Origin of the sequence: Anaplasma marginale str. Florida, assembly GCF_000215485.1 — a bacterium.
Lineage (GTDB): Bacteria > Pseudomonadota > Alphaproteobacteria > Rickettsiales > Anaplasmataceae > Anaplasma > Anaplasma marginale.
Genome location: NZ_AFMS01000077.1, coordinates 1 through 2,849, shown reverse-complemented (window position 1 = coordinate 2,849; position 2,849 = coordinate 1). Strand labels below are relative to the sequence as shown.

At 48.5% G+C, this 2,849-nt stretch carries 4 protein-coding genes, 1 tRNA gene and 1 pseudogene; 5 read left to right on the top strand and 1 reads right to left on the bottom strand.

Going from position 1 to position 2,849, the window contains the following annotated elements:
* Positions 1-26: 26 nt before the first annotated feature.
* Positions 27-1,322: a phosphopyruvate hydratase gene (gene eno / locus GAC_RS02130; RefSeq protein WP_044051792.1), complete on the bottom strand. Its 1,296-nt coding sequence runs from the start codon at positions 1,320-1,322 to the stop codon at positions 27-29.
* Between the two features lie 324 nt (positions 1,323-1,646).
* Here eno and GAC_RS05715 point away from each other — a divergent pair, with 324 nt between their 5' ends.
* From GAC_RS05715 to GAC_RS02110, 5 genes and pseudogenes are all read left to right on the top strand, one after another.
* Entirely contained in the window at positions 1,647-1,820 is a 174-nt protein-coding gene (locus tag GAC_RS05715; RefSeq protein WP_157738163.1) for a hypothetical protein, read from the top strand.
* Complete coding sequence (rplU, locus tag GAC_RS02125; protein WP_010264501.1) at positions 1,804-2,106, top strand: 50S ribosomal protein L21; 303 nt, start codon at positions 1,804-1,806, stop codon at positions 2,104-2,106. The genes GAC_RS05715 and rplU overlap by 17 nt, the downstream gene beginning before the upstream one ends.
* 3 nt (positions 2,107-2,109) lie before the next feature.
* On the top strand, positions 2,110-2,382 hold the full coding sequence (gene rpmA, locus GAC_RS02120) for a 50S ribosomal protein L27 (protein ID WP_010264498.1): 273 nt from the start codon (positions 2,110-2,112) through the stop codon (positions 2,380-2,382).
* 6 nt (positions 2,383-2,388) lie between these two features.
* Positions 2,389-2,461 (top strand) — tRNA-Ile (locus GAC_RS02115).
* Between the two features lie 44 nt (positions 2,462-2,505).
* A pseudogene (locus GAC_RS02110) lies at positions 2,506-2,849 on the top strand (hypothetical protein); the annotation flags it as partial.

The window sequence follows — 2,849 nt, the reverse complement described above, 5'->3', positions numbered from 1 at the left end:
TTTTTGCTTCGTCGACAAAACTCATGCTATATCACATTATAAAGAAGAGCACTCTTACCCAGGTCTTCTTCTATACGCAGGAGCTCGTTATACTTTGCCAGGCGCTCTGACCTGGAAAACGAGCCTGACTTAATCTGCCCGCAATTTGCTGCAACCGCTATATGCGCGATTGTAACATCCTCCGTTTCACCAGACCTGTGTGAAATTATAACATTATAATTATTCCGCTGAGCAGATCTTATTGCATCTATGGTTTCAGTGAGGGTGCCAATTTGGTTGGGTTTAACCAGAACTGCATTAGCCAACTTGTTTTCCACTCCATTAGCAATGAGGGCGGGATTGGTCACAAAAAGATCATCCCCTACCAACTGAATTTTGTCTCCCAGACGCTTGGTAACTGCCTTCCATCCCTCTATGTCATTTTCCGCCATAGCATCCTCTATGGAAATTATAGGGTACCGGGAAACCATATCCTCATAGCATGCAATTAACTCACCGCTGGTTAGGCATTTGCCGGAAAATTTGTATGATGTGCCATCGTAAAATGTTGACGCAGCGACATCCATAGCGAGGGCAACGTCAGAAGAGGCTCGGTACCCAGACTTTTCAATTGCCTCTACTAAGACGTCAAGCACGTCTGTATTATCCTCCAAATTTGGAGCAAAACCTCCTTCATCACCAGTATTAGTGGAGTGCCCCATTTTCTTGAGTACCTCCTTAAGCTTATAAAACACCTCTGCGCATATCTGCGCCGCATCAGCAAATGTCTTGGCACCTACGGGTACTATCATGAATTCTTGAAAATCAAGCAAGTTATCCGCATGCAGACCTCCATTGATAACGTTTACCAGGGGCAGCGGCATTTCTCTCGCAACCGCTCCCCCTAAATACTTGTATAACGGGATGCCAACACTGTCTGCAGCGGCCTTTGCCACAGCCAATGAAACTCCTATAGTGGCGTTTGCACCCAATTTAGACTTGTTTTTCGTTCCGTCCAGCGACAGCAGAATTTCATCAACAGCTCTCTGATCGAAAGGAGAGACTCCAGCTAATGAATCGGCGACCGTTGTGTTGACGCGCTGCACCGGTTTGAGTACCCCATGCCCAGCATACTTGGCCTGGTCACCATCCCTAAGTTCCACAGCCTCAAACTTCCCAACTGAAGCCCCAGATGGAACAGAGACCCTACCTACGGCACCATCTGACAGCAAAACCTCGACCTCAACTGTAGGACGGCCCCTACTATCTAGGATTTGCCGCGCAACAACCCTATTAATCTTGGCAACTGATCTAGCACTTAGCACAACGGCCCTCACACCCAATGGTGGACAGAATAAACAATCTTTACGAAAAAGTAAACAAAGCAACGAGAGGTAGAGCATTTGGTCAACTACAGGCAATTTCGACTTTCAAGGCGCTGTTCCTCAGGAAGAGGTTGCGGAGGAGGCATAAATATACTTCCAGGTGCCTTGGCGGAGCCGAGGTTGGGTAATTCTGGGTAATCCTATGGCGCTTAGCACCGACATATGCGGTCTATGTTGGCGTAAAAATACTCCTCGCGATCAGTGCCCATAATACATCTTGCAGTGGGTGCCACTACCCAGACATTTTAATGTGTTGCACACTTATTGTGACGCGCTGGGGGTTTGGACGCTAACTTGGGTATGGACTTGGGTAATTTTTTCAGTATAATCTCAGTGCGTTCGTGGTTAGATGAGCACTTGGTGTCAGATTTTATTGACATAGGGGCTCTTGTAGGCCAAAATCCGGACGCTTGCGGTATATCGGTTAGAGGCTTTGAGTATGTTCGCTGTGGTTGAAGCTGGCGGAAAGCAGTACAAGGTTAAGGAGAGTGACGTAATCAAAGTGGAATTGATGGATGTCAGCGTGGGTGAGAAGGTCAAGCTTGACAGTCTCGCTACCTTCGGAGGAAAAAAGAAGGATGCTGTGCTCCAGAGACAGAGCTCTGCGGTTACTGCGGAGGTTGTTGCGCGCTGTAGGAATGATAAAATCATTGTATTCAAGAAGAGGCGCCGCAAGAATTACAGGAGAAAAATCGGCCACAGGCAGGAGTTGGTCGTTTTACGTGTGCTTAAGGTGGGGTAGGTTGTGGCTACTAAAAAGTCCGGTGGTAGTTCTTCTAACGGTAGAGACTCAAGAGGTAGAAGGCTCGGGGTTAAGAAGTTTGGGAGCGAGCTTGTCATTCCCGGTAACATAATAATTCGCCAGCGTGGCACAAGGTATCATCCGGGAAGGAATGTGGGCATGGGCAAGGACCATACCATATTTTCCAAGATTGCTGGGGTTGTCTGTTTTCGCAAGAGGACAGGCGGCAAAGTTTTTGTGGATGTTGTTCCTCAGTCTTGCTTATCATCAGTATAGGTTACAGGGTCTGTAGCTCAGCGGTTGGAGCGCACGCCTGATAAGCGTGAGGACGGAAGTTCGATTCTTCCCAGGCCCACCGTTTGGCTATCAAGCGCGGCGTTTCTTGGCCGCTGTGGGGCCGTGCGTCGTTTTTCATTGGAGGGCGGTGCCGCTTCCCGTAGAATTGAGCGGGGTGGCTTGCATTTTTGCAGCTGCTTTTTTCTTCTCTTTGGGAAAAATGTGCATCATGAGCTGGGCGTCGCTGAAGATAGCACAAGCGCCAGGGTTGAAAACCAGGGGCGTGAGAGTAGGGGAGAGTCTAGCATACCCGTAACGCGCGCTCATGCTTATACGTCACACAAGGAGCGGGTGGTCGTAGGGTGCATGGTTTTTCTTGGCATAGTCCTGGGTTCTTTGTTGATGCACGGTGCTATAACAAGCATTCAAGAAGGCTCGACGCTTTTTTTCATAATGAACATCGGAGG

Coding starts and splice junctions, on each gene's coding strand:
- rplU (WP_010264501.1), top strand. CDS start 1,804: ATGTTCGCTGTGGTTGAAGCTGGCGGAAAGCAGTACAAGGTTAAGGAG.